We start from the raw sequence: 22,382 nt of genomic DNA on the forward strand, positions 1-22,382 counted from the left end.
TTATGTCACTTGCTATTCGTCTTGCCCGCAGCGGCGCCAAAAAACGGCCCTATTACCGTATCGTGATTGCCGATAGCCGCAGCCCCCGCGATGGCCGCTTCATCGAAAAGGTGGGCACCTACAATCCCCTGCTGCCCAAAGACGATAACAACCGCATCATCTTACTTGAAGAACGCATCAAGCATTGGATCGGCGAAGGCGCGAAGCCAACCGATCGTGTGAGCCGTTTTCTGGAACAGGCGGGCATCACCGAGAAAAAAGGTGATCGCAAGAACCTGAAAAAAGGCGCACCGGGCAAGAAAGCGGTGGAGCGGGTTGAAGAACGCAACAAGCGCGCCGCGGAAGCCGCTGCTGCTGCCACTGCCGCGTCTGAAGCTGCCGCCGCCCCAGTCCCTGCCGAAGACAGCGCAGCCGATACGGCTGAAGCCTGAGGCTTGAGAAAAGGCGATGGCGCATGGCGACCCCGGATCATCCCCCATCACAGCGTATCTGCCTTGCCGCCCTTGCGGGCGCGCATGGCGTGCGCGGTGCGGTGCGGCTGAAATCCTTCACCGATGATCCGGCGGCGATCACGCGCTATGGCCCCCTTTATTTGGGGGATAGTGATCGCCAGATCGAATTGCGCCTGCTGTCTCCGGTGAAAGGGGGATGGACGGCCGCGATCACGGGCATCCATGATCGCGATGCGGCTCAGGCTTTATCGGGTACCCGGCTTTATATTGATCGGGCGCTTTTAGATGCCGCAGCGGATGAACCCGACTCCTCAGCCGATACCAACGAATCGAGTGATGGCGAATCGAGTGATAGCGAATCGAGTGACAGCTATTTTCTGGTCGATCTGATCGGGCTGAAGGCGCGAGCGCCGGATGGCCGTGATCTGGGGATGGTGCGGGCAGTGCATGATTTTGGTGGCGGCGATCTTCTGGATATCAGCTTACACGAAGCCGCACCGGGGCTTGGCAAATCCATTTTGATCCCCTTTGATCGCCAGTTCGTGCCGGAGGTTGCTTTAAAAGCGGGCTATCTCGTGCTTGATCTGGCGGCATGGCTGGCTTTGCAAAGCGATCATGGCCCGGAAACTGACAGATGAGTTGGGGCCGATGAGTTGGGTCGCGCAAATTCTGACGCTCTATCCGCAGATGTTTCCCGGGCCTTTGGGGCACAGTTTGGCCGGAAAAGCATTAGACGATGGGCTTTGGGCGATAGAAACACTGGACATTCGCGATTTTGCGAGTGATAAACACCGCTCTGTAGACGATACGCCCGCGGGCGGTGGTCCTGGAATGGTGCTTCGGCCCGATATTCTGGGGGCTGCCATCGATGCGGCGCGTTTGCATGCGGAACCGGATTGGCCATTGGTCTTTCTCAGCCCGCGCGGTCGGCCTTTTGATCAGGCCATGGCGCGGGAATGGGCGGGATGCGGTGGCATAACCATGCTGTGCGGCCGATTCGAAGGGGTTGACCAGCGGGTGATCGATCAACGAAAGCTGACGGAAATCAGCCTTGGCGACTTTATCCTTTCAGGTGGAGAGCCAGCGGCCATCGCCATGCTGGATGCGGTGGTCAGGTTGTTGCCGGGCGTGATGGGCAAGCACCAAAGCGCCGAAGATGAAAGTTTCGAGCGGGGACTTTTAGAGTACCCGCACTATACCCGCCCCCAGATATGGGAGGGGCACGAGATACCGGCGGTGCTCAATTCCGGGCATCACGGGAAGATTGCCGAATGGCGACTTAAAAAAGCGGAAGACGTGACCCGCTTATGTCGGCCGGATCTCTGGTCGACCTATGAGCGACGTCATAAAACATGAAAGGTCATGTAGAATGAACGTCATCGAGAAACTTGAACTGGCTGAAATCGAAAAGCTGACAGCCGGCAAAACCATTCCCGATTTCCAGGCTGGCGACACCATCAAAGTGATGGTGAAGGTGGTCGAAGGCGAACGCGAACGCCTGCAGCCCTTTGAAGGTCTGTGCATTGCGCGCAATGGCGGGGGCATCAATGCCTCTTTCACCCTGCGCAAAATTTCCTTCGGTGAAGGGGTTGAGCGGATTTTCCCGCTTTATTCCCCGATTCTGGATTCGATCACATTGCTGCGTCGTGGCCGTGTGCGTCGCGCCAAGCTTTATTATCTGCGTGGCCGGACCGGAAAATCCGCCCGGATCGCCGAACGTAAGGATTGGCGCCATAAACCCAAGGGCAAAGCGAAAGCGGCTGCGGCTGCCAGCGATGCACCAACGCAGGCAGAATGATCCAACGGCCCTTGTGGCGGGTTGAAATGCGGGCGGTGCATTCGGTGCGCCGCCCTTTTTCATTTGGCGCATTCATTGAGCGCGCCGAATGGAAAAATCACCAACGCATTGTGCACCGCAAGGCTTGCGAATCTTTCAAGATCATGGGATAGGAGCGCCGCATCCATCTTTTTTGCGGTGCTTTTTAGAGCTAAAATTTCACAACAGGAGCAAAGCGCGATGAGCTATCGCCTTGCCGTTATTGGCGCCACCGGCCTTGTGGGCCAGGAAATGCTGAATATCCTGGCAGAGCGGGATTTTCCCGCCTCAGAAATCGTCCCTTTGGCATCACGCAAATCCTTAGGTCAGGATGTCATGTTCGGGGATCGAAAACTGAAGGTGAAGGCGCTCGATACGTTCGATTTCACCGGCATCGATATTGCGCTCTTTGCCGCCAGCGGCGACGTGGCTGCGGAATATGCCCCGAAAGCCGCCGCCGCCGGGGCCGTGGTGATCGATAACAGCTCGCATTTCAGGATGGATCCGGATGTGCCGCTGATCGTGCCGGAAGTGAATGCCGATGCCCTGGCTGGCTATAGGAAAAAGAACATCATCGCCAATCCCAATTGCTCCACAGCCCAACTTGTCGTGGCTTTGAAGCCTTTGCATGATGCCGCCAAAATCAAGCGGGTGGTGGTGTCCACCTATCAATCGGTTTCAGGGGCGGGGAATGAAGCCTCAGACGAACTGTTCAGCCAGACCCGGGCCATTTTCGTCAATGATCCCATCGAACCGGTTAAATTTACCAAGCAGATCGCTTTCAATGTGATCCCCCATATCGATCGCTTTTTGGAGGATGGCTCCACGAAAGAAGAGTGGAAAATGACGGTGGAGACGCAAAAAATTCTCGATCCCGCCATCGCGCTGATTGCCACCTGCGTGCGGGTGCCGGTTTTCATCGGCCATTCCGAAGCCGTTTTCGTGGAATTTGAAAACGACATCACCCCCGGCACGGCGCGGAAAATCTTGCGCGAGGCGCCGGGCTGTCTGGTCATCGATAAGCGCGAGGATGGCGGCTATATCACCCCGGTGGAATGCGCCGGTGATTTTGCCACCTTCATTTCGAGGATTCGTCGCGATCCCACCGTGAAGCACGGCCTCAGCCTTTGGGTGGTCTCGGATAATCTGCGCAAGGGGGCGGCGCTCAATGCTGTTCAGATCGCAGAAAGCCTGATCGCCCGGCATCTCAAAAAAGACGCCTGATCAGGCTAAAACCATCATGAGGTGCGGATCATCAGCGGCGGGCGATGATCCACACCGCATGAATGATCCCGGGGATATAGCCAAACAGGGTGAGGATGATATTCAGCCAGAAATGCATCCCCAGCCCCACTTGCAAAAACACCCCCACAGGGGGCAAGAGAATCGCGAAGATCAGCCGGACGATATCCATGATGTGCCTTGCTCCTAATCGGATCAATTTTTCTCAAATAAATTTTTGATCGGCCCCCCGCCCCAATGGCGCGGATTAACCCCCAAAGATATTTGGTTTTTTCATTTTTTTACAAGCCATCCTTTTTTAATCTTGACAATCATTCGCAATCGCATAAACAAGAGGGAGTTCATGAGGTGCGATTGATGTATGTTTGCATTTGCAATGGTCTGACTGAAAAGCGCGTGCTGGCGGCTGCCCGTGAAACCGGGGAGCGGCGTTCGGTGGGTGCCCTTTACAAAAAAATGGGCTGTAAGCCGCAGTGCGGCATGTGCCTTACCCATGCCAAAACAATCATCAAGCAAGATGATTATGCCGCCAAAATCAGGGACAAGGCAGAGGATTGCGTGGAAGCGGCCATGGGCTTTGGCCATGGTGCCCCCGTCAGCCTTTGAAGATAGCTGATGCTGGCTCTGAATATCATTCGCAAGTAGCTGATTTTCAATAGAAAACTTGAAATACCCCAGACTTTTGGTGCACAGTGCATCAAAGGTCACTTCGCCCCTGTTCAACAGATGGGGCGGGCCACAGCACGATTATATCGCGATGATATTATGAGCAGGAGAGCCGAGATGAAGGGCGATAAAAAGGTCATTGAGCATCTCAATGTCATTCTGAAAAATGAACTCACGGCGATCAATCAGTATTTCCTGCATTCCCGGATTTTGAAAGATCGCGGTCTGCACAAGCTGGGCGATTATGAATATCACGAATCCATCGATGAGATGAAACACGCCGATCGCCTGATCGAGCGCATCCTGTTTCTCGAAGGCCTGCCCAATCTGCAACAGCTCAATCGCTTGCGCATCGGCGAAAATGTGCCGGAAATCCTGCAGGGCGATCTGGATCTGGAAATGGATGGCCATAAAGACCTGAAAGCCGCCATCGGCCATTGTGAAAAGGTCGAAGATTATGCTTCGCGCCAGCTTTTGCGCGAAATCCTCACGTCTGAAGAAGAGCATATCGATTGGCTGGAAACCCAGCTTCAATTGATCGAGGATACGGGCCTGCCCAATTATCTGCAAAGCCAGATGGGCGATCACGCCGATTGATCTGGCGGAAAGTCAAAAAAATCGAGCTGCCTTCGTTCTTCATATGTTCATGATGCGCGTGGTCGGTTAGAGTGCCGCCATGCATGATGATGTCGCCAGCTTTCCTTCGCCTGATGTGATCCTTCCCGGCCTTCCCGCCATGGTGGTGGGAAGCCGTATGGCCTTGCGTTCCGATGGTAAAGGGGGGCAGCAAAGTCTGAGCTTTGAAGACGCGGGCCGCGCCCTTCTGGAAAGCCCGCATCTTTTATGCAATCTGCCCCTGATCGCCCGGCGTTTGCGGCTGCGCCAGATGCCCCCCCGGGCTGATCTTCAGGCTTATGATCTGCTTGAGCTTTTTGCCTTTGTCCGGCCCGCGCGCTTTACCCTGCCCACTTTATCCGGGCTGGCCCAAAGCCTGTCTTTGCCGCACAGCGATCATCAGATCGCCATCCCCAATGGCGGACGGCTGGAGCTCGACATCGCCCTGATCGCCCCCATTGCCCAGCGCCTGATGGCCGATCTGGGGGCCGATACCTATCGCTGGAATAAAAGCGTGGGTGCCACCGCCCTCACCTTAGCCCGTGCCGGATGGCCATGGGGACCGATGATTTTGGGGGCTTTAAGCCGCAATAAAGCCGCGAATTCTGGGGGCCAAACAGGCGTGGCGGTGTGGCAAAATCTGGCGGAATGGGCGGATGGGCCGCCGCCGCCGGCCCCTGCCGATCATGCGGTGAGCGCCGATGAAGCGGAACAGCAACTGGCCCGTATCATCCAGCATAATCTGGGCGCAGGATCAGAACCACGGCCCCAGCAGGTGGCCTATAGCCGGGCCATCAGCCATGCCTTTCACCCGCCCGAAGCAGAGAATGCCCCAAACATGACCCTGGCGGAAGCAGGCACCGGCACCGGCAAAACCCTGGGCTATATTGCCCCGGCCAGCCTGTGGGCGCAAAAAAATGCCGGGCCGGTATGGATTTCGACCTATACCAAGGCGCTGCAACGCCAGATCGATCAGGAATTAAGCCGCCTTTATCCCGATCCCAAGGAACGCAACAGCCGCACGGTGATTCGCAAGGGCCGCGAGAATTATGCCTGCCTTTTGAATATCGAGGATGCCGCCCGTATTTCCTTTTCGGGGGCGGCCACCGCGCGGGATTCGGTTTTGATGGGGCTGGTGCTGCGCTGGCTGGCCTATAGCCGCGATGGCGATATGATCGGCGGTGATTTTCCCAGTTGGCTCGGGGGGCATTTCGGTCAGGCCCGGCTCAGTGCGCTCACCGATCATCGGGGCGAATGTCTTTATTCCGCCTGCAGCCATTATCGCCGCTGCTTCATTGAACGGGCGGTGCGAAAATCCCGCCGAGCCGATCTGGTCATTGCCAATCATGCTCTGGTGATGACCCAGGCCGCCGCCCGGAATGGCGATCCCGATCTGCCCCGCCGCCTTGTTTTCGATGAAGGCCATCATGTGTTCGATGCCGCCGACAATGCCTTTTGTGCGCATCTTTCAGGGGCCGAAGGGGCTGATCTGCGGCGCTGGCTGCGCGGCCGGGAAACCGCCCATAAAGGCCGGGCGCGGGGGCTGATCACGCGCATCGAAGATCTGATCGGCGATGATCTGCTGGCCCGCAATCATCTGGATGCGATTATTGAGGCGGCCCGTGCCCTGCCCGGACCCGGCTGGCTGCAAAGGCTATCCGGGGCGGCCCCGCGCGGCCCTTATGAACAGTTTCTGATGCATCTGCGGGCCCAGATTCTGCGCCGCAGCCATGATCGCCATGGCCCCCATGGGCTTGAATGCGGCACCGAAGACAGCCCTGCCGAATTGCTGGCCGCTGGCAATCTTCTGGCCCGCGCCCTTGAGGCCATGATGCTGCCGATGAAAGCACTGGCCGCCCGGCTTTTGGCCCTGCTGGATGAACAGGCGGCCAGCCTTGATAGCGCCAGCCGGGGACGGCTCGATGCCTCGGCCCGCTCGATCAGCTTGCGGGCGGAAAAGCTGGCGGCCTGGTCGCAGATGCTTCTTGATCTGCAAAAACCCGCCGATCCGGCTTTTGTCGATTGGCTGGCGCTGGATCGTTCGGAGGGCCAGGAACGCGATGTGGGGCTTTATCGTCATTGGCTCGATCCCTCCAAACCCTTTGCCAAAACGGTTCTGGAACCGGCCCATGGAGTTTTGATCACCTCGGCCACCCTGCGCGATCAGCAAACCGCCGCCGAGGACGGGGATTGGCAGCGGGCGGAAATGCGGGTGGGGGCATCGCATCTGGTTTTGCCGGCCCGGCGCTTTTCCACTGCATCGCCCTTTGATTATCAAAAACAGACACGGGTTTTGATCGTCAATGATCTGCAAAAAGGCGATCTGGGGCATCTGGCCACCGCCTATCGCGCCCTGTTTTTGGCCGCCCAAGGCGGAGCGCTGGGCCTGTTCACCGCCATTGCAAGGCTGCGCGCCGTTCATGATCGCATTCAGCCGGCGCTCGAATCCCATGGCCTGCCGCTTTATGCCCAGCATATCGATCCCATGGATACCGGCACTTTGGTCGATCTGTTTCGGGCTGAAGAAGATGCCTGCCTTTTGGGCACCGATGCCGTGCGCGATGGGGTGGATGTGCCCGGCCATGCCCTGCGGCTGATCGTGTTTGATCGGGTGCCCTGGCCGCGCCCCACTCGCCTGCATAAAGCCCGGCGGGCGGCTTTTGGCGGCAGTCTTTATGATGATATGCTCACCCGGCTGAAGCTGTCTCAGGCTTTTGGCCGGCTGGTGCGGCGTGGTGATGATCGCGGCCTGTTCATCCTGCTCGATGCCCAAACCCCGAGCCGCCTGCTCACCGCTTTTCCCCCGGGGCTTGAGGTCGCGCGCGTGGGGCTGGCCGAAGCCATTCGGATCACAACAGATTTCTTCCCACGCCACGCCGCTCAAAAGCCCGATCAGGTGCCCTAAAACCCGCCGCCCGCCTTTCCATCAAAAGCGGCTCTTGCCTTGGCCTGCCACAGTTTCTAAGCTGCCCGCCGATTGCCCTTACGAACCCCTTTATCGCGTCCATGCTCCTGATCCTTGCTTGCTCTTCTTCATATCAAAAGGAAACTTCATGTCCACCATCAGCCCGCAAACTGCCCTCGTCTATGCCATGGTGCTGGTCTCGGCCTCTGATCGTCAGATGACCGATAGCGAATTGCGCCGGATCGGGGATCTGGTGCGCGCCCTGCCCGCCTTTGATGGCTATGATGAAAACAGCCTGGTGGATGATGCCAAAAGCTGTGCTGAAATCCTTGATGATGATGAAGGGCTCGATGCCGTTTTCGGCTTGATCGCCGAAGCCATTCCGGCCAGCCACAGCGATCTGATCTATGCCCTTGGCTGTGAGATTGCCGCTGCCGATGGTGCCCTGACCCAGGAAGAACTGCGTTTGCTGGAAATGCTCCGGCATCGCTTTGCGGTGGATCGGCTGACCGCCGCTGCCATCGAACGGGGCGTGGCTGCCCGGCGCAAAAGCTTTGAGATCAAGGGCTGAATTTCTTCTGAACAATCTCCTAATCCCCGGCGTTTATGATCGGTGTGGGATAACAGGAGGCAAAGATATGATCCATAAATTCGCGATGACAGCCATTCTACTGGCATCAGCCGCTCTGTTGGCGGGCTGCGATGCCGTGCCCGGCACAGATGCCTGGTGTGAAAAACTGACCAATACAGCAAAATCCGACTGGTCTGCCGAAGATGCCAAAATCTATGCCGAAGAATGCGTGGTGAAACCGGCCAAGGATGCCGTGGATGATACCATCGACGATGTGACCAACTAATCCAATATGAACTCTGATGCGGCCCGGCTTTTATAATCCGGGCCCTTCATAATCCGCGCGTGGTGAAAAGCGGGGCCTCGAAATCATATAGGCTTAGCACATAAGGGGTTTCATCAGGCGCGGGCATCAGGGGAAAATCAAGGGATGCGATGGCAATCTTGCGGTCATTCACCAAGTTCAGTTCGCCTTTCGAAATGGCAATGGATGGAATAAGGGTGATTTTTGCCAGATGCTGTCTTTGGGCTTCGCTATCCACATCGATCAGATCTCGCAGCCGGGTGCCTTTGGTGAAATCGAGATGACGATCATTGACCACGCTTTTGAACAGGGCTTTCACATCTTCGCCCACGATATGCGCCACCATATCGCTGCCATCTTCAAGCACATGGCATAAAGTAAGCCGGGCGTGCCAACCGACCAGATCCTGAAAACGCAGATCCTTGCGGGTGGGCCGGGGATTTTGGCTCAAAAGCCGGTTCCACCATTCAATATAGGGATTGAGTGGCCCCAGATCGGGAATGGGGGCAAGATTGGCCATAGCATCAGGCACCAGCAGATAATCAGCCTGCGCCCCATCCTGCGTATTGCCAATCCGCCAGCCACCCAACGCTTTCCAGCCATGGGCCGTACCCGCGCCGCATTGGGAATGAAATCCGTAAAGCGAGGCATTGGAATGGCCCGATGGCATGATCGCCCCGGCAATCACCCTTTGGCCTTCCTCATAGCCCTTCACCATCGATCCCAATTTTTCGATCACCCCCACCGGCTCATGGCCGATGGTGAGGCCCGGCTCCACGGGATATTCCCCCTTCATGATATGAATATCCGTGCCGCAAATGGTGGTGGTGGTGATCCGGATCAGGGCATCGAGGGGGCCAATTTCGGGGATCGGCTTTTCATCGAGCACGATCCGTCCGGGTTCGACGAAAATGGCGGCTCTCATTTTGGCGGGCATGGTGCGTCCTTTCCTCATCGGTCCTATGGCATCATTACGCTATACTCTTGTGAAATGCGCTCTCATGCCTTGACCAAGATCAAATCCGCGATGAATGATTCCGCCTGTCGTCATTCTGGATTCTTTTCGTCATTCCGCACCCCGAGCCGGATCCATCTCGTGAAGGGCTGAGGATGGGAAAGAGTGGACCCCGGGTCTCCGCCCGGGGTGACGAAAGAGGGGGGGGCCGGGATGACGATTAAAGATCAGGCCCCTAAACGCTTCATAAGCGCGTGCAGATATTGCGGATTTCCGAATAGAAATGAAGCGATGCGGCCCCGCCCTCGCGCCCGATGCCCGAAGCTTTCATCCCCCCAAAGGGCGTGCGCAGATCGCGGATCATCCAGCTATTCACCCACAAAGCCCCCACCCGGCGCCGGGATGCCACATGATGGGCGCGGCTCATATCCTTTGTCCAGATCGTACCCGCAAGGCCATAGGGGCTATCATTGGCCAGCGCGATGGCTTCATCGGCATCATCAAAAGGCATGATATGGGTGACCGGGCCGAAGACTTCTTCCTGCACGGGCACGCTTTTTTGCGCAAGACCGGTCCAGACCGTGGGCTCCACCCATGCCCCCCCATCAAAGGGGGCGGGCATATCCGGGATCACCCCGCCGGCATGGACCTCGGCCCCGGCATCGCGCGCCGCCTTGAAATAGCCCAGCACCTTGTCGCGATGGCCATGGCTGCTCAAGGGCCCTAAGCGGGTGGCTTTATCCATGGGATCACCCGGGGCGAAGCTTTTGGCGGCTTTGGTCATCGCCTCCACCGTGCGATCATAAATCGCCCGCTCCACATAAAGCCGTTCATTGCCCAGACAAATCTGCCCACAATTGAAAAAGGCGGCCATGGCTTCAGTGCGGATAGCGGCTTCAAAATCGCAATCGGCAAAGAGGATTCCGGCGTTCTTCCCCCCCAATTCAAGGGAAATATCCCGGATACCCACGGCGGCCGCCTTCATGATCGCTTCGCCGGTGCGGGTTTCGCCGGTGAAGGTGATGGCATCCACATCGGGATGGGCGGTGAGAAAGGCCCCCGCCGATCCCGGCCCAAAGCCATGCACCACATTATAAACCCCTTTGGGGATGCCTGCCGCCTTCATCACCTCACCCAAAAGGGCAGCGGTGGCAGGCGTTTCTTCCGAGGGCTTCACCACCACCGCATTGCCGCAGATCAGCGCCGGGGCGACTTTCCAGGTCATCAGGATGAAGGGCAAATTCCACGGACAAATCGCCGCCACCACCCCTTTCGGGGTGCGCTCGGCCACATTCATCGCCCGCCCGCCATCGGGGAGGCGGGTTTCAAAGCTTTCCAAAGGGGTCATCCGCCCCACTTCGGCAAAGGTTCGGAATTGTTCGGCAGCGCGGGGGATTTCCCCCATTTTCGTGGGCATCAGGGGCTTGCCGGTATCGGCCATTTCGGCGGCAACGAAATCATCGAGCCGGGCGATGACCCCATCTGCGACCTTATGCAAAAGGGCGGCCCTGTCTTCAACCGTACTATCGCCCCAGGGCCCGTTCATGGCGGCCCGCGCTGCGGCCACGGCATCGGCAACATCGGCTTCACCGGCTTCGCTGACGATCGCCACCTTTTCCCCGGTGGCGGGGTTGATATCATCGAAATGGCGGGCGCTATCGCGATAATCGCCATCGATAAAATTCAAAATCCTGCGCAGATCGCTCATCGGATATCTCCTCAAAAATCACATCAGGCCCATCTGCCTTGGCAGCCATGTCACCAGAAACGGCAGGAAGGTGAGCAAAAGGATGCGCGCCAGATCGGCGATCAGAAAGGGGACAACGCCCCGGAAAATCAGTGGGATGGGCAGATTGGGCGCCATCCCGTGCAAAACGAAGATATTCATCCCGATGGGCGGGGTGATCATGCCAAGGCCCGAGACCATCACCAGCATCACCCCCCACCAGATGGGATCATAACCCAAAAGATCGATCACCGGCAAAACGAAGGGCAAGGTGACCACCATCGCCGCCACCGATTCAAAGACCGCGCCCAAAGCGATATACATCAGATACAGCGCTAAAATAATCAGGATCGGGGCCACATCCAGCCCGCCGATCCACTGCACCACAATTTCCGGCAGGCCCGAGAGCGCCAGAAAATAGCTGAAGGAAAAAGCGCCGATGATCACCAGATAGATCATGCCGGAATTGATCGCGGTTTCCCGCGCCACCTGCACGATCACCGCCCGATCAAGGCTGCCGCGCACGAGACTGAGGATAAAGGCGGAGACCGCCCCCAAAGCCGCCGCTTCGGTCACGGTGACGATGCCGCCATAAATGCCCAAAGTCACCAAAAGCCCAAGCAGGATCACCGCGCGCGCCTGCTTCACCGCTGCCCAGCGTTCGCCCCATGAACTGCGACCCTGTGCGGGCACCTGATCAGGATAAAGGCGGGCATAAACCCCGATGGCGAGCAACTGAAACAAAACCGCTAAAATACCCGGCACAACAGCCGCCGCAAACATCGCCAGCACGAATTGTTCCGATAAAACCGCATAAATCACAATGATCAGGGAGGGGGGAATGATGATCCCCAAGGTACCCCCGGCAGCAATCGACCCCGCCGCAAAAGCCGGACGATAGCCATGCGCCAGCATCTGTGGCAGGGCCACGCGGGTCATGGTGGCCACCGTGGCGATGGATGATCCGCACACCGCACCAAAAGCCCCGCAGCCGCCAATGGTGGCGACCGCAAGCCCACCCTTTTTATGACCGATAAAAGCATTGACCAGATTATATAAATCCGCCGAAAGCCCGGAGATGGCGGCCAGACTGCCCATCAGCAAAAAAAGCGGGATGATCGCCAGATCAAGGCTTTTGAAGGCGCTGACGGCCTCGATACCGGGAATGGCCAAAGCCGGATCGATCCCCGCCAAAAGCGCAAATCCAACCACCCCGGCAATGCCCATGGCCGGGCCGATGGGTACATGTAGGGCGATGAGCACAAACAGCAAAATCACCCCGAACAGGGCAATCAACAAAGGGGTCATGGCTGCGCCTTTTCGGGGTGGATCGCCTGTCCGATGCTGGCCAGACAACTGATGATCTGCACGATCAGGGTGATACCCAAAAGCCCGGTGGCCACAAAGGCCGAAGGCTGGCGGGGGATTTCCACGATGGGGCTGTATTGCACCCCCAGATCAAGGGCATAAAGCCCATAATGCCATGTGACCACGAAAACAAAGCCGGTGAGCATGATCTGGCCAAAAGCATCAAACCATAAGGCAAAAGAGGGGCCAAGGCTTTGGCCCAAAAGGCGGATGGTGATATTCCCCCGGCGGGCCATCAGCAAGGGCATGAAACAGGTGAGGGTTACAGCGATCAACAGGCCATTCAGATCTTCAAGGCCATGAATGGGGGCACGCAAAAGCCAGCGCGACAAGGCATCGCCAGTGATCGCAAAGCCCTGCACCAGCAAAAGAACCAGCCCGATGATGGCCAAACCATCGGCACCGGTCTTTGCCGCCATTTCAGCCTTTTTAACCCAGCCCTGCATGCGATCCAGCCTCATAAAGGGGCCTTTTCAGCAGCCATGTCTTCAAGAATGCGGCTTAAGGCGCGCAGCAGATCGCGGCGATCCTGATCCGTGCCCTGCCATTGCTCTGCCATGGCCGTAAAGGCCGCCATCAGATGCGCACTTTCCGACGGGGATGGGCGATAAAATTGATGATCGGGGCTTTCTTTCACCCGGGCGATGGCTTTATCGGCTTCCGCCATCATCGAAGCGGTCAGCGCCAGAGAAAAAGCCTCGCCGCTTTCCGACAGGATCGCCTCTTTCACCTTTGGCGGGAGGTCGCGAAATCGATCTTTGTTCATCACCACCGCCGATGGGGTAAAGCCCAATGCCTGGGTCATGTGGCTGCGGGTGGTCAATTCGATCCCAGTGGCTTTGGTACCGTGCCAGGAAAATAAAACGCCATCGATCATCTTTCGGCTCAGGCTTTCCGCCACCTGTGTGGCGGTGATGCCGCCCACTGCCGTCGCCCCCATGGCTTCAACGATGCGGGCCTGCGCCGCATTGGCCACCCGGATCTTGCGATTGCTCAAGCCGCTCAGACCATCGAAATCATCCGCCATATGAAGATAATTGGCAGGCGAAACCGAAAGCCCCAAAACCGTTACATCATCGAGTCCGGGGAAAAAGCCGCGTTCATGAAGGCGCCAGAAGGCCCGGGTGAGGGCCATGGGATCATCGGATAAAAGGGGAATTTCCAAAAGCGATATCTCAGGAAAGCGCCCCGCCACATAGCCAAAGGGAAACCAGGTGATATCGGTGACCCCAGCCATCAGCAAGCGCAATTGCATCTCGCCATCATGGCCCAGCGCCCCCCCTGAAAAAAGCTGGATCTCGTATCCCATGGGCCCGATTTTTTCATTCACCCGCATCAACCATGGCACCATCGCATGACGCACATGCACCACCCGATCCGGCACGAAAATACCCAGCCGCAAAATTGTAGGCACGGCTTTTGACGGCTGTTCCTCGCTCCCACGATCATCGAGCAGAGCGGCCGCCACAACAGGAGGCGACATGAAGAGGCGGGGGCTCATCACAAGGATGGCCCCAAACCCAAAAAGGGCAAGACAGATGAGGACGCCTTTCAAAAAGCCCATCTCATGCCCCCAAATCCATCAAGCCCAAACCCATCAAGAACCGCCCATCAGGCCGCACCCTGTGTGCGATCGGGCACATCATAAATCGCCGTGCCGGGATGAAAATCAGACCAGACATACCAGAAAATCTTGTTGTAATGGGGAATGGGGGTCAAGGCTTTCCCGCGCAATTCGCCAGACAAACAAACCCCATGCAAAGCCCAAAGGCTGCCGGTCTCGGCATCGGTCATCTGATCATTGGGGGCCAGCTTAAACGAGAGCACCCGGCCATCCACCTCGCGATCAAAAACTTGCGTGAAATCACCGCGATCATCTGAGACCACAAGCAGGGAGACATCGCCCAAGCGATCTTCGATCAGCTTTTCGCTTTTGCACAGATCAAGGGGATAGCTTTTGCTCACGCCCCCGGCTTCCACCCCTAAAACCATGGCTTTAAGGGGCAGGCGCTCATCTTTGTCATGCTGCAGGGGATAGACCATCACCGGGCTTTTCGGATCGATCACATCGGCGCGGGCCAAAAGCTTCAGATAAAAAATATCGCGCCAGGCAATCGGCCGCATCCAGATCGGGCTATCGGGATAGCGATCTTTCCAGGCTTTGAGGCTCATGGCCTGAGTGGTAATGGTTTTCAGCGGCAGGCTGCCATTAAGCGATCCATTCTGGATCTGGATCACCGAACACTGGTTTGATTTATCATAAAACACCATATTATTGGCCAAAGCCGCGGTGATGGTGATATCGGGCTGCCGAAAGCGATCCGCCATCGCATACGACATCGAGCTATGCGCCAGAATGCAATGGGTCATGATGAAGGGATGATCCCCTTCGGGCTGATAAACGATATGAGGCCGCCGCGCCAATCGGGCGATGAAGCCCCAGGGCTTGCCGCCCTCATCGATCACCCCCACCACCTCTTCATTGGGGCCAAAACGCTTCAAAGCCTCATCCACCGAAATGAAGGTGGGTTTGCGAATAGGCCGGAACATCAGCTTGGTGTGCATGAAAAAGCCAAACACCAAAATGCCCGCATAAACCACAGCCGCCCCGATAAGGATGGGCGATAAAGCACCGCCATCCAAAGCCCCGAACAGGGCATAAAGCAAAAGCGCCGCCGAAAGCAAAAGCACCCAGAAGGATTTGCCGTAAATATAGCGCGCCCCGGATTCCGAAACGGCGATCTTGTTGGTGAGCATCAAAATGCCCAATGTTCCCGGCAAAATCGCCGCCGCGCATAAGATAACCGCCAATACGGCCAGCCCATCAGCCATTGTCATGATGTGTCCTCGTTTTTTTTATAATACCGATCAAAGATGCGAAGGGTCAGCCTTCAAATTTCAGGCGCACATAAAGCATCCGCTGTCTGGGATCATGAAGCTTTGAATCAAAGCGGAAGGTTTCCCCCGGGATCACCGGCACTTCATTATCAAAGACATTCACCGCACCCACGGTGAGGGTGATGGCATCTTCGGCACTCAAAAGCCCATCGAGACGATATTGATATTGCACATCAAAAGTGGTTTCCGCATCGACCTGCACCAAAGACTGATCATCAAACACGCCATCAACGATCCGCGCCGTGATATTCAGATTATGGTTCTTGTAAAACCAGTTGACCGGGAAATTCGCCCGCCATTCCGGGACCGAGCGGAAAGGATTGGTGCGATTGCGCGAACCGACGCCATCAATCACCTCGCCCGAGCCAAAAGCCCCCAGATCGATATCGAAACTATTGATCCAGCTTACCACCGCCGAGGCATTGAGATCGCCAAAACGGCCCATTGCCAGATCATAGCTGACATTGAGATCCACCCCATCGGTTTCCAAAGACGCGCCATTGAAAAAGGCCCGCGAGACATCGATGATCGTGCCGCTGGCGGTTCTGGTGATGCGCGGATCATTGGCGATGCCATCATCAAGGCAATCATTGAAGGCAATCGCCTGATTATCTTCGAGCAGGATCACATCATCAACGTCATAATTCCAATAATCGACCGAAATGCGCACATTGCTGCGCGGCGGTTCGATCACGAAGCCGACATTGAAATTGGTCGATTCTTCGGGTGTGAGATCGGGATTGCCCACCTTGCCAAAAGCGGTGTTGATCGGGCGGGTTTCTCCCCCCGCCACATTGATGGCATTATCGTTATTGGCATCACAGCTCAAGCCGCCGGGACCGGGCAGGAACGGATCATTCAGCCTTTGGGTGCCCGTCTCGAAAATAGCGGTTTGCGATACATTGGGAGCCCGAAATGAGGTGCCGAATGAGGCACGAAGCGCGGCCCAATCGGTGGCCTGCCAGCGGGCCGAAATCTTGGGATCGATGGTATCGCCGATCGCGCTGCCATAATCTTCATAGCGCACCGCCGCCGAAAGCTCGATCCGCGATGTCACCGGCAGGGAAATTTCGCCAAAAAAGCCATAAACATCGATATCCCCCGATCCATCAGGCGATGGCGGCTGGAAAAAACTGTCGCCGATTTCGAGCAGGCCATCATTATCAAGCAGGAATGTATTCTTGCGATAGCTGCCGCCAAAGGCCACCCCCACCGAACCACCGGGCAATTGCAGGCTTTCGATGGTGCCTGAAACAAAACCCTCGACCGTGGTCTGCTCGGCTTTGGTAAAGCGTTCGGAGGTGCGCATCACCGCATCTTCCAATGCCTGATCGGTTGGCCGATCAAAGATTTCGCTGGCAAAAGGATTGAGAAACTGCCCTTCAAAGCCGCGCAGGGTGCCGGCCAAAGCATCTTCGGTGAAACTGAACACCGTGGCGGCATTATCGGTGAAGCTGACTTCATTCTCGCTTCGCTGATAATGCACTTCGCCAAACCAGTTATCGCTGAGATCAAAACGCAGCCCGGCCATCGCCCGCCATGTTTCGGAATCCACCTGCATCTGACCCGAACCATCGATCAGATTTTTCACCCGAAATTGGGCAAAAACCGCACGCGGGCTGCCATCGGGATTATGGAACACCGGATTGATGCCCCCCAATTCCTCAACCGTGGGGATGAAGGGATTATTGGCAGGCACCAAAATGGCTTCAAACTGATTGGGCAAGGACGGCGAGGCATCCACCGTGGACCGATTATCGGCATAGTTGAATTCGGCGAAAAGCTCCAACCTGTCATTCAGCTTGTGCCGCGCTTCGGTGAAAAACAAAACGCGCCGCTCATCAGGAACGATGGAGAAATTTTCGGCAAAATTAAAGGCGCAAAAGCCCCGCACATCCGGACCCAGAACACCGACATTTGCGCCCACACCAATGCCTGCACGGGTATCCGCTCCGGGGCCGATGATCTTCAGGCCCGAGGCATCGGGAAGCCCGGTTTGATCAAGACAGCGCGGATCAGGCACGGGGCCGGTGCCGGTTTGCCGAGAGGGCGGCGGCACCGCCAGCGATCCCGCAGGCTGACCGGGGGCGCCGGGGGCCTGAATGAAGCCGCCATTGCCATCGGAAATCGCCGGGAAAAAGGTGCCGGGCATCCCCTGGCCGGTATCGGTTTCAGGCGATAAGCGATTGGGGAAGAAATCGCGATCGATGCCGCGCAGATCCGTGCGATCGAAATAGGTGAAAAAAGCCGAGATATGGCTGCGATCATTCCCCGCCCCGAAGGCGGCATTGAGATTGATATCTTCCTGGCTGTTTTCGGTGGTGGTTTGATAGCGGCCTTCCAGTTCGAAGCCTTCAAAATTGCTGCGGGTGATGATATTCACCACCCCGGCCACGGCATCGGTGCCATAAAGGGCCGATGCGCCATCCTTCAGAATTTCCATGCGTTCGATCATATTCATCGGCAGGGAATTCACATCGACAAATTGCGAGCCATCATTGGCCACCGCCGCCGACCGGGTGATCCGCCGCCCATTGATCAGGGTCAGGGTAGAGCCAAGGCCAAGACCGCGCAGATTGAACTGCGCCGTGCCGAAGGTGAAATTCTGATTGGTGCGGTCGAAATTGAATTCTGAACCGGTATTCACCGCCACATTCTTCACGATATCGGTGATATTGGTGGCCCCCTGCGCCCCCATATCCGACCGATCAATCACTTCCAGCGGTGAAGGGTTATTATAGCCTTCCCGGCGGATGAACGAGCCGGTGACCATGATTTCCTCAAGCTGGATGGCCTGATCATCCGTGCCCGTTGCGGGCGCTTGTGCTGCTGATTGGGATTGGGCATAGGCCCGTTCGGTGGGGGCCATCAAACCTGCGGCCAAAGCCGCCGGTGCTGCCGCCATGAACAACCATGCCGTTGCTGATAACCGCTTCATCTCATTCCTCCCCTGATCGCCGCCCCTAATGTTTTTCTATTATGAGAGCGGAAAGCCACATTGATAGTTGCACATTCAACGATAAACCCTACGCCAGAATTGTCAATTGCCCATTGTTGATTAGGTGCCCTTATCCTTAAAAAACTTTAATCTTCTATAAATAAACAGTATTTTTCACACGGACTGTGAAAAATCATGGAATTCTCAACTGCCGGATAAAATTTTTCAGATAAACTGTTGCATCTGAAACGCACCAATCATTAAATTGAACATGATATTTTGGATAAAGCAGCTCTTGGCCCTTCTCTGGTCCGGGGCTTTGCACCTTCAATCCGGTTTAGATGATGAACAATAAAAAACACCCGCCCCTCCCAGAAAACAGCCCGGCACAAAAGCCGGGCGTGGCTGCGCATCCGGTGCCCCGGAAAGATGGCTTTCCCCAAGTGTCGGAAAAAACCAATCTGCCCGATCACATGCCCTATCAGCTTGTGCATGTCTCGGCCTTGCTCTCATTAGGGGTCAGCCGATTGTTTTTATCGCGCTTTGATCTGGGGATCAGGGAATGGCGGGTGATTGCCATTCTGGGCCATTATGGGCCATCGAGCGCATCCGATCTTGTGGGCCGCGCCGCTTTTGACAAGGCAACCGTCAGCCGGGCCATCAAGCAACTGGAGCGCAATGGCATGGTGGGCCGCTGCGCGCATCCCACAGATGCCCGGCGGCAGCTTATTTATCTCACCGAAAAAGGCGTTGAACTGCATGATCGGGTGGCCCCGGTCTCGATCATGCGCAAGCGGATCGTTGAATCCGCCTTATCGGAAAAAGAACGCGAAAGCCTTCGGATCATCCTGGAAAAACTGCGCGGCCAGCTTGAATGGCTCAATCAGGAAGAGGCATTGGACAATCGCGAGACGGACGACTGATCGACAGGCGGTCGGGATTCAAAAAGCATCCGGCTGGCCTTCGGGTGCGGCGGCGGCAAAAGCGGGCAGTTTTTGCAGATGCGCATCGATGGCCAAAAGCGTGGGGCAGCTTTCCAGATTGGCAGCAAAGCGCCGGGCATTCCACATCTGCGGCACCAGACAGATATCCGCCAAACCCGGTTCGCCCCCGAAACAATGCTTGCCATCGCTGTAATCTTTCACCATGACCTCAAGAGCCTGAAGCCCTTCAACCACCCAATGGCGATACCAGTCATCCACTGTCGCCTGATCATGGCCCAGCGGATTTTTGAGATATTTCAAAACCCGCAAATTGTTCAAAGGATGCACATCACAAGCAATCAACTGCGCCATTGCCCGCACTTTGGCCCGATCAAGGGCAGAGGATGGCAGCAAGGCGGGGGTTGGGTGCGTTTCCTCAAGATATTCGATGATCGCCAGGGATTGGGTCAGCACCCCGCCCTCATCGGTGGTGAGAGCCGGCAGCAATCCCTGGGGATTGATCCCCAGATAATCCGCATCGCGCTGCTCGCCTTTGGGCAGATTCACATAATCCGGTTCCCATGAAAGCCCTTTAAGGCCCAAAGCGATGCGCACCCGATAAGAAGCGGAGCTGCGGAAATAGGTGGATAATTTCATCGAGATCGATCCTTTCAACTCAGCTCAGTGATCGCGAACGCTATAACATTGGGCTAGAATCCCCGCCGTGCGGGCCATATCCTCGCTATTGGAAAACATCGGCACGCCCGCCTGTTCCATGTTGGCAAACCAGCGATCGCGCTGTTCCAAAGTGCCCATCATGCTGTGCATCAGGGGCAGATCACAGGCTGCGGCCTTTTCAGCAAGGCGGGCAATCACCGGATCGGCATCCACCATGAAGGGCACCACATGGATCATCAAAATGACATCGAAAGCCGCTCTGTGCGCCATGGCGATGGCCAGAGTTTCGCCAAAGCGATCTTCCCGGGCATCGGCCAGCAGATCAAGGGGATTGCGCACCGAAGCTTCTTTGGGCAGGGCATCTTTCAAGGCCGCCGCCATGGGGGCGGGCAGATCCACAAGGTCAAGCCCCGAAAGGGTGGCTTCATCGGTGGTCAGCACCCCCGGCCCGCCGGAATTTGATAAGATCAGCGCCCGTTTGCCAAAGCCCTTGGGGAAAAAGCCCAAGCCCCGGGCCGCCAATTGCAGATCGCGCAGGGATTTCACCCGCACGATCCCCGCATCCCGGCACAGGGCATCGATGGCGGCATCAGATGATGCGCTGGCCCCGGTATGGGCCTTGGCGGCATCCAGCCCCTTTTGGGTGCGACCGGGGATGAGAGCGACAATCGGTTTGCTGCATGAAACGCTCCGCGCCGTGGCCGCCAAAGAGGCCATATCGCGCGCAGATTCAAGATAGAGCAGGATCGCCCCGGTTTCGGGATCATCCCCCAGATGGCGCAGATGATCTTCCACCCCCAGATGCATGGAATTGCCGACTGATACCACGCGCCCCAAGGGCACCCGGCAGGCCACCGCATGGGCGATCATCTCTTCGGCCAGCGCCCCGGATTGGGAAATGAAGGCAATCGGCCCGCCGGGAGGCAGATCGCGAAAAAAGGTGGCGGCCAGCCGGGTTTGATCGCCCAGGCTGATGATCCCGCCGCAATTGGGCCCGGCGATGATCAGATCGTGTTTTTCGGCCAAAGCATCAAGGGCGGCCTGTCTTTCGGCCCCCTCATCACCGGCTTCGGCAAAGCCGCCGGGCAGGATCAGGATGGCCTTATGCCCGGTATCGGCAGCTTCGGTCACGGCATCCAAAATGAAATCCGGGCGAATGGCGATCACCACCAGATCCACGGGGCTGGGCAGCGCCCGCAGATCGGGCAGAGCCTGCCGCCCGTACATCTCACCCCCTTTGGGATTGATGGGATAAAGCGCACCGGCAAAGCCCGCCTCCTCCATCATATGCAGGATCGCCCCGCCCGAGCTTGTGGGGCGTGCGCTTGCCCCCACGATGGCGACCGAACGCGGCGCGAAAAAAGCCGATAAATCGCGCCCGGCTTGTGCTGTGCTCATGCGTCGCCCCCTCAAAGAATGCGGGTCGAAAGCTCGCCCACACCGTCAACACCGCCGGTCATCACATCGCCGCGCTCCACCGGGCCAACCCCCGCGGGGGTGCCGGTGAAGATGAGATCGCCGGGCTGCAATTTGAACAGGCCTGAGAGGATCGAGACGATTTCAGTCACCGACCAGATCAATTCCGAAAGATCGCCATCCTGCTTGATCTGATCATTCACGGAAATCCAGATCCGGCCTTTTTCGGGATGGCCAATATCGCTGGCCCGGCGAATGGCGGTGATCGGCGCGGATTGATCAAAGCCTTTGCCGGTATCCCATGGCCGCCCTTTATCGCGGGCTTCAAGCTGCAGATCGCGACGGGTGAGATCATTACCCACGGCATAGCCAAAGATATGCTCATGCGCTTTTTCGCGCGGGATATTCTGGCCCCCTTTGCCAATCGCCACCACCAGTTCGATTTCATGATGGAGATTGGATGTTTCCGGCGGATAAGCCACCGAAGCGCCATTCGGCACGATGGTATCATTGGGCTTTGAGAAAAAGAACGGCGGATCGCGCTCGGGGTCCTTGCCCATCTCGCGGGCATGGGCGGCATAATTGCGCCCTACGCAATAAATCCGATGCACGGGAAAGCGCTCCAGCGTGCCGGACACTTCAACACTGGGAATGGCGGGTGGTGTGAAAACGTAAGTCATGAAGTCCCTTCCGTCTCTGTCTTAAAAAATGTGGAATGTGTTTGCGGCAATGGTCAGCGGCCAACGCCCCGCCTCGAACAATCTGAATTTACTCACGAAAGGATGATCCTGCCCATCCTGTTTAGCATGAGGCGCCAGGGCATATAAGGCCATCTGATAACAGCTTTGCGCCGCCGATCCCGCCGCCGCCCGGATGATCCCGGCATCGGCATGACCGGATCGCGCCGCC

Annotated in this window: 22 protein-coding genes and 1 pseudogene; 11 read left to right on the forward strand and 12 right to left on the reverse strand. The window is 57.0% G+C overall.

Features of this window, described 5'->3' with window-relative positions; all coding sequences use genetic code 11:
• Positions 1-2 precede the first annotated feature (2 nt).
• From rpsP to AQ1_RS10805, 5 genes are all read left to right on the forward strand, one after another.
• Positions 3-431 carry a 30S ribosomal protein S16 gene (gene rpsP / locus AQ1_RS10785; protein WP_042087135.1) on the forward strand — a complete coding sequence of 143 codons (429 nt, stop codon included), beginning with the start codon at positions 3-5 and terminating at the stop codon, positions 429-431.
• A 23-nt stretch (positions 432-454) separates the two neighbouring features.
• Positions 455-1,090, forward strand: a complete 636-nt coding sequence (locus AQ1_RS10790; protein WP_042087136.1) for a PRC-barrel domain-containing protein — start codon at positions 455-457, stop codon at positions 1,088-1,090.
• Positions 1,091-1,100: 10 nt separating this feature from the next.
• Positions 1,101-1,808 carry a tRNA (guanosine(37)-N1)-methyltransferase TrmD gene (gene trmD, locus AQ1_RS10795; RefSeq protein ID WP_042087186.1) on the forward strand — a complete coding sequence of 236 codons (708 nt, stop codon included), beginning with the start codon at positions 1,101-1,103 and terminating at the stop codon, positions 1,806-1,808.
• A gap of 13 nt (positions 1,809-1,821) precedes the next feature.
• Complete coding sequence (gene rplS / locus AQ1_RS10800; protein WP_042087138.1) at positions 1,822-2,250, forward strand: 50S ribosomal protein L19; 429 nt, start codon at positions 1,822-1,824, stop codon at positions 2,248-2,250.
• Between the two features lie 219 nt (positions 2,251-2,469).
• Complete coding sequence (locus AQ1_RS10805; RefSeq protein WP_042087140.1) at positions 2,470-3,492, forward strand: aspartate-semialdehyde dehydrogenase; 1,023 nt, start codon at positions 2,470-2,472, stop codon at positions 3,490-3,492.
• Between the two features lie 31 nt (positions 3,493-3,523).
• Here the strand turns inward: AQ1_RS10805 and AQ1_RS14915 are convergent, their stop codons facing one another.
• Positions 3,524-3,682 carry a YqaE/Pmp3 family membrane protein gene (locus AQ1_RS14915; RefSeq protein WP_042087143.1) on the reverse strand — a complete coding sequence of 53 codons (159 nt, stop codon included), beginning with the start codon at positions 3,680-3,682 and terminating at the stop codon, positions 3,524-3,526.
• Positions 3,683-3,867: 185 nt separating this feature from the next.
• Here AQ1_RS14915 and AQ1_RS10815 point away from each other — a divergent pair, with 185 nt between their 5' ends.
• From AQ1_RS10815 to AQ1_RS10835, 5 genes are all read left to right on the forward strand, one after another.
• Positions 3,868-4,116, forward strand: a complete 249-nt coding sequence (locus tag AQ1_RS10815) for a (2Fe-2S)-binding protein (protein ID WP_150007230.1) — start codon at positions 3,868-3,870, stop codon at positions 4,114-4,116.
• A gap of 177 nt (positions 4,117-4,293) precedes the next feature.
• A complete protein-coding gene (bfr, locus tag AQ1_RS10820; protein WP_042087148.1) occupies positions 4,294-4,773 on the forward strand; it encodes a bacterioferritin in 480 nt (159 codons plus the stop codon).
• Between the two features lie 79 nt (positions 4,774-4,852).
• Entirely contained in the window at positions 4,853-7,696 is a 2,844-nt protein-coding gene (locus AQ1_RS10825) for an ATP-dependent DNA helicase (RefSeq protein ID WP_042087152.1), read from the forward strand.
• A 148-nt stretch (positions 7,697-7,844) separates the two neighbouring features.
• Complete coding sequence (locus tag AQ1_RS10830) at positions 7,845-8,267, forward strand: tellurite resistance TerB family protein (protein WP_042087154.1); 423 nt, start codon at positions 7,845-7,847, stop codon at positions 8,265-8,267.
• A 67-nt stretch (positions 8,268-8,334) separates the two neighbouring features.
• A complete protein-coding gene (locus AQ1_RS10835) occupies positions 8,335-8,553 on the forward strand; it encodes a DUF3012 domain-containing protein (RefSeq protein WP_052371218.1) in 219 nt (72 codons plus the stop codon).
• 46 nt (positions 8,554-8,599) lie between these two features.
• Here the strand turns inward: AQ1_RS10835 and AQ1_RS15510 are convergent, their stop codons facing one another.
• The 7 genes from AQ1_RS15510 to AQ1_RS10870 form a co-directional block, all read right to left on the reverse strand.
• The gene (locus tag AQ1_RS15510; RefSeq protein ID WP_462687129.1) at positions 8,600-9,508 is read right to left on the reverse strand and encodes an MDR/zinc-dependent alcohol dehydrogenase-like family protein; all 909 of its coding nucleotides are present in this window, start codon (positions 9,506-9,508) and stop codon (positions 8,600-8,602) included.
• A 262-nt stretch (positions 9,509-9,770) separates the two neighbouring features.
• Positions 9,771-11,225, reverse strand: a complete 1,455-nt coding sequence (locus tag AQ1_RS10845; RefSeq protein WP_042087193.1) for a 2-hydroxymuconic semialdehyde dehydrogenase — start codon at positions 11,223-11,225, stop codon at positions 9,771-9,773.
• 27 nt (positions 11,226-11,252) lie between these two features.
• Entirely contained in the window at positions 11,253-12,560 is a 1,308-nt protein-coding gene (locus AQ1_RS10850; protein WP_042087155.1) for a TRAP transporter large permease, read from the reverse strand.
• Positions 12,557-13,081: a TRAP transporter small permease subunit gene (locus AQ1_RS10855; RefSeq protein WP_042087158.1), complete on the reverse strand. Its 525-nt coding sequence runs from the start codon at positions 13,079-13,081 to the stop codon at positions 12,557-12,559. The genes AQ1_RS10850 and AQ1_RS10855 overlap by 4 nt, the downstream gene beginning before the upstream one ends.
• Complete coding sequence (gene dctP / locus AQ1_RS10860) at positions 13,078-14,103, reverse strand: TRAP transporter substrate-binding protein DctP (protein WP_161760570.1); 1,026 nt, start codon at positions 14,101-14,103, stop codon at positions 13,078-13,080. Before dctP ends, AQ1_RS10855 begins: the two co-directional genes overlap by 4 nt.
• Positions 14,104-14,231: 128 nt before the next feature.
• Positions 14,232-15,458 carry a DUF3179 domain-containing (seleno)protein gene (locus tag AQ1_RS10865; RefSeq protein ID WP_081837286.1) on the reverse strand — a complete coding sequence of 409 codons (1,227 nt, stop codon included), beginning with the start codon at positions 15,456-15,458 and terminating at the stop codon, positions 14,232-14,234.
• Between the two features lie 46 nt (positions 15,459-15,504).
• Positions 15,505-18,456, reverse strand: coding sequence for a TonB-dependent receptor plug domain-containing protein (locus AQ1_RS10870; RefSeq protein ID WP_081837287.1), 2,952 nt, complete (start codon positions 18,454-18,456; stop codon positions 15,505-15,507).
• A 401-nt stretch (positions 18,457-18,857) separates the two neighbouring features.
• On the opposite strand from AQ1_RS10870, the gene AQ1_RS10875 reads away from it, so the two are divergent.
• Complete coding sequence (locus AQ1_RS10875; protein ID WP_161760572.1) at positions 18,858-19,379, forward strand: MarR family winged helix-turn-helix transcriptional regulator; 522 nt, start codon at positions 18,858-18,860, stop codon at positions 19,377-19,379.
• A gap of 18 nt (positions 19,380-19,397) precedes the next feature.
• Here the strand turns inward: AQ1_RS10875 and maiA are convergent, their stop codons facing one another.
• From maiA to AQ1_RS15330, 4 genes and pseudogenes are all read right to left on the reverse strand, one after another.
• Positions 19,398-20,036 (reverse strand): maleylacetoacetate isomerase, encoded by a 639-nt coding sequence (gene maiA, locus AQ1_RS10880; RefSeq protein WP_042087166.1) that lies wholly within the window; start codon positions 20,034-20,036, stop codon positions 19,398-19,400.
• A gap of 24 nt (positions 20,037-20,060) precedes the next feature.
• Entirely contained in the window at positions 20,061-21,455 is a 1,395-nt protein-coding gene (locus AQ1_RS10885; protein ID WP_052371220.1) for an acetate--CoA ligase family protein, read from the reverse strand.
• Positions 21,456-21,466: 11 nt separating this feature from the next.
• Positions 21,467-22,153 (reverse strand): fumarylacetoacetate hydrolase family protein, encoded by a 687-nt coding sequence (locus tag AQ1_RS10890; protein ID WP_042087168.1) that lies wholly within the window; start codon positions 22,151-22,153, stop codon positions 21,467-21,469.
• 21 nt (positions 22,154-22,174) lie between these two features.
• Positions 22,175-22,382 (reverse strand): annotated as a pseudogene (locus AQ1_RS15330) (hypothetical protein); the annotation flags it as partial.

The organism is Iodidimonas nitroreducens, assembly GCA_000710935.1.
GTDB lineage: Bacteria > Pseudomonadota > Alphaproteobacteria > Sphingomonadales > Rhodothalassiaceae > Iodidimonas > Iodidimonas nitroreducens.

Excerpts from the sequence above, each read along its gene's own strand:
- AQ1_RS10855 (WP_042087158.1), bottom strand. The coding sequence starts at position 13,081 with ATGAGGCTGGATCGCATGCAGGGCTGGGTTAAAAAGGCTGAAATGGCG.
- AQ1_RS10885 (WP_052371220.1), bottom strand. The coding sequence starts at position 21,455 with ATGAGCACAGCACAAGCCGGGCGCGATTTATCGGCTTTTTTCGCGCCG.
- trmD (WP_042087186.1), top strand. The coding sequence starts at position 1,101 with ATGAGTTGGGTCGCGCAAATTCTGACGCTCTATCCGCAGATGTTTCCC.
- AQ1_RS14915 (WP_042087143.1), bottom strand. The coding sequence starts at position 3,682 with ATGGATATCGTCCGGCTGATCTTCGCGATTCTCTTGCCCCCTGTGGGG.
- AQ1_RS10805 (WP_042087140.1), top strand. The coding sequence starts at position 2,470 with ATGAGCTATCGCCTTGCCGTTATTGGCGCCACCGGCCTTGTGGGCCAG.
- AQ1_RS10890 (WP_042087168.1), bottom strand. The coding sequence starts at position 22,153 with ATGACTTACGTTTTCACACCACCCGCCATTCCCAGTGTTGAAGTGTCC.
- AQ1_RS10865 (WP_081837286.1), bottom strand. The coding sequence starts at position 15,458 with ATGACAATGGCTGATGGGCTGGCCGTATTGGCGGTTATCTTATGCGCG.
- AQ1_RS10870 (WP_081837287.1), bottom strand. The coding sequence starts at position 18,456 with ATGAAGCGGTTATCAGCAACGGCATGGTTGTTCATGGCGGCAGCACCG.
- rpsP (WP_042087135.1), top strand. The coding sequence starts at position 3 with ATGTCACTTGCTATTCGTCTTGCCCGCAGCGGCGCCAAAAAACGGCCC.
- AQ1_RS10790 (WP_042087136.1), top strand. The coding sequence starts at position 455 with ATGGCGACCCCGGATCATCCCCCATCACAGCGTATCTGCCTTGCCGCC.
- dctP (WP_161760570.1), bottom strand. The coding sequence starts at position 14,103 with ATGTCGCCTCCTGTTGTGGCGGCCGCTCTGCTCGATGATCGTGGGAGC.
- AQ1_RS10830 (WP_042087154.1), top strand. The coding sequence starts at position 7,845 with ATGTCCACCATCAGCCCGCAAACTGCCCTCGTCTATGCCATGGTGCTG.
- maiA (WP_042087166.1), bottom strand. The coding sequence starts at position 20,036 with ATGAAATTATCCACCTATTTCCGCAGCTCCGCTTCTTATCGGGTGCGC.
- bfr (WP_042087148.1), top strand. The coding sequence starts at position 4,294 with ATGAAGGGCGATAAAAAGGTCATTGAGCATCTCAATGTCATTCTGAAA.
- AQ1_RS15510 (WP_462687129.1), bottom strand. The coding sequence starts at position 9,508 with ATGCCCGCCAAAATGAGAGCCGCCATTTTCGTCGAACCCGGACGGATC.
- AQ1_RS10815 (WP_150007230.1), top strand. The coding sequence starts at position 3,868 with ATGTATGTTTGCATTTGCAATGGTCTGACTGAAAAGCGCGTGCTGGCG.
- rplS (WP_042087138.1), top strand. The coding sequence starts at position 1,822 with ATGAACGTCATCGAGAAACTTGAACTGGCTGAAATCGAAAAGCTGACA.
- AQ1_RS10850 (WP_042087155.1), bottom strand. The coding sequence starts at position 12,560 with ATGACCCCTTTGTTGATTGCCCTGTTCGGGGTGATTTTGCTGTTTGTG.
- AQ1_RS10825 (WP_042087152.1), top strand. The coding sequence starts at position 4,853 with ATGCATGATGATGTCGCCAGCTTTCCTTCGCCTGATGTGATCCTTCCC.
- AQ1_RS10835 (WP_052371218.1), top strand. The coding sequence starts at position 8,335 with ATGATCCATAAATTCGCGATGACAGCCATTCTACTGGCATCAGCCGCT.